Annotated in this window: 2 protein-coding genes and 1 pseudogene; all 3 read left to right on the top strand. The window is 40.7% G+C overall.

Annotation, left to right across the window (positions count from 1 at the left end; translation table 11 throughout):
* Positions 1-2,179 (top strand): annotated as a pseudogene (locus WBM49_RS02750) (hypothetical protein); the annotation flags it as partial.
* Between the two features lie 3 nt (positions 2,180-2,182).
* Positions 2,183-4,195, top strand: coding sequence for an adenylate/guanylate cyclase domain-containing protein (locus WBM49_RS02745; RefSeq protein ID WP_424370532.1), 2,013 nt, complete (start codon positions 2,183-2,185; stop codon positions 4,193-4,195).
* 59 nt (positions 4,196-4,254) lie between these two features.
* Positions 4,255-4,770, top strand: coding sequence for a Pycsar system effector family protein (locus WBM49_RS02740; RefSeq protein ID WP_424370531.1), 516 nt, complete (start codon positions 4,255-4,257; stop codon positions 4,768-4,770).
* Positions 4,771-4,810 lie beyond the last annotated feature (40 nt).

The following is a 4,810-nucleotide window of genomic DNA, read 5'->3' as shown; positions in this document are numbered from 1 at the left end:
TGATGGTGAACCCTATGAAATTGTTTATGGAGGAGAGCTTACTCCTGAAATTCTTGAACCACTCATCGCCATAAGCGGCCTCGCGGATGAAGTGATAACGGATATTTTCCAAGATGGTATTATTCCGTATTTCCTGGAAGAAGTATCTGAAGAGCCCCAGGTGTTTAGTCTTGAGGATCAGATTAACGCAGGGCAATATGTAGTGAGGATCACCATGCCGGATAGCAATTATTCCCTGGTGTACGAGGACCCCCTGGTCATCAGGATAGTCAAAAAGGAATTGACTTTTAATGCAGATTCCTTCGAAAGGGTTTATGGCATACAGATTACAGATGAAGATATTACCAAGTTCGATAATCCTTCCGAAAGCGCAATACCTGTACTGCAAGGTTTTGAATATGAGGATACTGCCGGTGACATTTTCGGAGAGGAAATTCCTTATGTGTTTATTCCTTCTGATTCCGAACAGGAGTTTCCACTGGGGGATGCATTAGTAGCAGGCAACTATCAGATAAGAATTGAAACTCAGGTTGTGGATCAGTTGACCAATTATACGATCTTCTATGAAGACGGGGAAGGAGAAAATAATTCCCTTGAGATCACGAAAGCAGAACTGACCTTTAATGCGGATTATATAGAAAAGGAATATGGGGAGGAAATCACAGCATCGAATATCCTAAAGGATGGAGTTGAAAGTCAGGTATTGCAGGGCTTTGCCTATGAGGAAAATCCGGTCGATTTGTTTGGGGCATCCATCCCTTATGTGTTAGTTCCTGAAGGGGAAGAAGGAGAAACTGAAATACCTTTTGGCTCATGCTTGGATGTTGGCTTTTACAACATCAGGATTGCAAATGAGGCTGTGGAACAGTTGGCCAACTATACGGTCTTATATCAAGATGGTGAAGGGGCCAATAATAAGTTGGCAATTACCAAGGCTGATTTATTTGTTTGTATAGACGATGTCGAGATCCGGGAAGGGGACCTCCTTACCCAGGATATGATAAATGCTACGATCTCTTATCTGTGTGAAGATGATGATAGTATATTCTTACCAAATGGTATTACCTATGTAGTAGTTGAGGAGATAGATGGAAAACCGGAAGAAACGATTATTCCAAGTGGAGGCCTTGTATTAGGAGAGGGAATTTATACCATCAAAATACAAGAGGTTGAGCTCACTAATTATAGTATTGCTGATGGTGATACCTGCAGTTCTTCAGGACAAGTAAATGTCTCTGCCTGTGGGGATGCCTTAGCCCTTGATTTTAGCAACTATACATTTGATGCACTTTTTGGTAAGTACCGTTTTGCAAATGTTGCTACAGGTTTGGATGCCCTGGTAACATTGCAAACAAGGGGAACTGTAAGGGATTTTGTGATTGATGATAACAATTTCCATCAAGGTTCTGAGGATAGAAAACAATTAAGGCCTTTGGTATCCTTCACCATTACAGAAGCTGTTCCTGAGCCATATCTTGAGTATTCCATAGAGTTGGTTAATTCTGGCACCAATACTCCTGCTAATATCACTGCAGACCTTATTGCAGGAGTTCTCGATGTGGATGGGACAGGGGCATACCAGGAATATGTAGAGATCAACTTGCCACAGCAATATACGTTAGAAGGAGGCACATCCCCTTCACAGGTGGAAGTGGTTGAAAATCCCACCCAAGGGATCCTGAGGGTAAATGGGTTTAATAACTCATATACGTCTACCTTTAACGGAGAACCAAGGGTAAATGTGGAAGTATCCTATGAAGGTAGGTCTTCCCTGATCTACAGGGTAGGGGCACGAGGCCATACCGGTCAGGTTTCGACCAGGCAATTTGGGGTACAGTTTTCCTGCCTCACTAATTTCAGTTCACCCGTCAAAATGTCGGTGGAAGATTCTGGAAACCCTATGCAAACCACTGCCTATGAAAGTGAATGTGTTATTTACAATAATCCTATTGGGGCTGCAAATAATTATATTTTAAATCTCGAACGGAAGGAAGATGTTACTGGTGCAGCTACGATTAAACTTACAAACATGGAAACCATGCAACATTCTGTTTTTGAATTCAGTGCAACTGATAGCATAGAGATTGATATGGCATTGTTAGACAGTGGTCTCTATATTGTTCAAACGAATATAGGGCACCGTCAGTGTGATAGTTTTATAATTATCAGAAAAGAGTAGGGAATGAAAATTTTGGTTGGGACGTTTTTAGGTTTTTTGTTGGTTTTCTTTCCAACTATAATTTTAAACCCGGTAATTGCCCAAAATCCGCAAATTGATAGTCTAAAACAAAAAGTGATCGAGGGTATAGCAGATACCTCTATGGTGTCCACTCTTAATGCCCTGAGTGTAGAAATACTCAACGAAGAAGACATACCGAAAGCATTGTTTTATTCGAAACAAGCCTTAGAAATGGCTGATAGTTTGGGCTATAAAAGGGGTAGGGCCTATGCCTTAAAAAATATGGGCTTAGCCCAATATTATCAGGGTGAATACTTGAAAGTTCTGGAATATTGGTCAGAATCCCTCAGGACTTTTGAGGTGATAAAGGATTCCCTGGGTATTGCCAACATGGCCAATAATTTGGGGGCGGTTTATTACAGTCAAGGCAGCAATACCAAGGCTATCGAATATTATCTTAAATCTTTAGGAATATCTGAAAAAATAAAGGACACCTTAAGAATAGCCACAGCTTTGATAAATATCGCAAGCGTTTACGCCGACACGCCAAAGGATTATGACTTAGCTTTGAATTATTACAATCGATTAAATCCTTATCTCGGACCATTGAATGACCCTCAGGTGCGAACCTACTATCTCATGGGGGTCGGTGAAATTTATTTTAAAAAGCGAAATTTTAGTGAGGCATTAAGGTACTACGAGGAAGCACTTCCATTAGCTCAAAATATCTCTGACCAGACAGAGAGCCTTTTACAGCTCGGTAAACTAGAATTCCAAATTGGGGATACAGAGAAGGCCCTAAATTTTTTAGAGCAGGCAAAGAAAGGGGCATTAGAAAACAACCAACAATTACAAACGGTTCAGGCATTGACCGAATTGGGCAAAGTTTACGAAAACACTAATTCCTCGAAGGCGCTGGATATGTACAAGGAGGCTGAGACTTTGGCAAAGGAGATGGGAGTCAAATTCGAATTAAAGGATATTTACAAAGGACTGGCAAAAGTTTACGCTATCCAGAGGAAGTATAACGCTGCATATGAATATCAAAACCTATTAATTGCGACCAAAGATTCTCTTTTCAATTTAGAAACAGACGACAAAATCCGAGGATTGCAATTCGATTTTGATCTGCAAAAGAAAGAAGATGAATTAGTAACGGCGAATCAGAAAGTACAGATATTGGATCAAAATTTAAAGATCTCGGCACTGGAGGTCAAACGCCGGCAATACGTTATTTATGGTACCGTTTTGGGATTATTGCTTGTTTTTGTACTCGCCATAGGTTCCTACAAAAGGTACCGCTATATGAAGAAGACAAACAAGATTATAGAAGTAGAAAGGGAACGGTCCGAAAAATTATTACATAACATCCTCCCTGAGGAAACAGCCCTGGAATTAAAAGAAAACGGCAAAGTGGCGGCCAAAAGGTTTGAATCGGCCACTATCTTGTTTTCCGATTTTAAAGGCTTTACCAGCTATGCACAAAACCTCTCACCGGAAGAATTGGTGCGCAGTGTGGATTATTATTTTTCCAAATTTGATCAGATCATGGACAAATACGAGTTGGAAAAAATAAAGACCGTTGGTGATGCCTATATGTGTGCCGGAGGCTTGCCCTTCCCAACCACAGATCATCCCCTTAAAATGGTGGAAGCGGCTTTTGAGATGGCACAGGTCATGGAAGATATGAAGATCAATCCTGAACCCGGTATCGTTTCGTTCGATGTGCGAATTGGGATCAACACCGGGCCCGTGGTAGCCGGAGTAGTGGGGCTAAATAAATTCGCTTATGATATTTGGGGCGATGCTGTCAATGTAGCTTCCCGTATGGAAACCCTGTCCGAACCCGGCCGTATCAATATCTCTGAAAATACTTATCAACTAATAAAAAAGGTCTATGAGTGCGAACCCAGGGGCAAAGTATTGGTAAAGAACAAAGGTGAAATGGAGATGTATTTCGTAAAAGGCAGAAAAATTATTCGCCACCAGAAAGCACAGACCGAAGTAAATACTTAAATTGTGTACAAATAACAAGGTGCAAATCTATTAAGCACATATTGTTAATTAATGAACACATGATTATTCAAGATCCAAACAATTATTGGGAACAGTTAGAGCGACTGGAAAAACTAATCAGGGCTTCTGAGTTTAAAGCAGGGGTCATCTTCTCCTTTCATAGCCTTATTCTTGGGCTATTTGCAGATCGGTTAGACTATTTTGAACCTATTTTTGAAAACAGCTGGTTGTTCACCATTTGTGCCGTTTGCTGGCTTGTTTCGGTCCTTGTATCCATTTATTACTGTTTCCGTTGCTTTATGCCGCGTATGGAAATGCAGTATGAAGATAATGTTTTTTTCTTTCGCGATGCCGTCAAGGCTTTTGGGACCTCCGATGAATATGTTAAACGATTGATGGAGATCTGTGAAAATGAACAAGAACTCTTTACTCAGTTGAGTGCGCAGATCCATGCGGAAAGCAAAATCATTGATGAAAAATTTGGGAGCGTGCGAAAATCCCTGAGGTTTTTTGCCTTAAGTTTCATTTTTGCCATGGCCAGTCTTATCATTGGCATTATACAAATCATCAGTTAGCAGCCCCACCAATGAAAGGCTATTACAAACTTAGAAAGAG

Origin of the sequence: Muriicola sp. (assembly GCF_049669965.1) — a bacterium.
Lineage (GTDB): Bacteria > Bacteroidota > Bacteroidia > Flavobacteriales > Flavobacteriaceae > Muriicola.
This window is presented reverse-complemented; position numbering and strand designations above follow the sequence as displayed.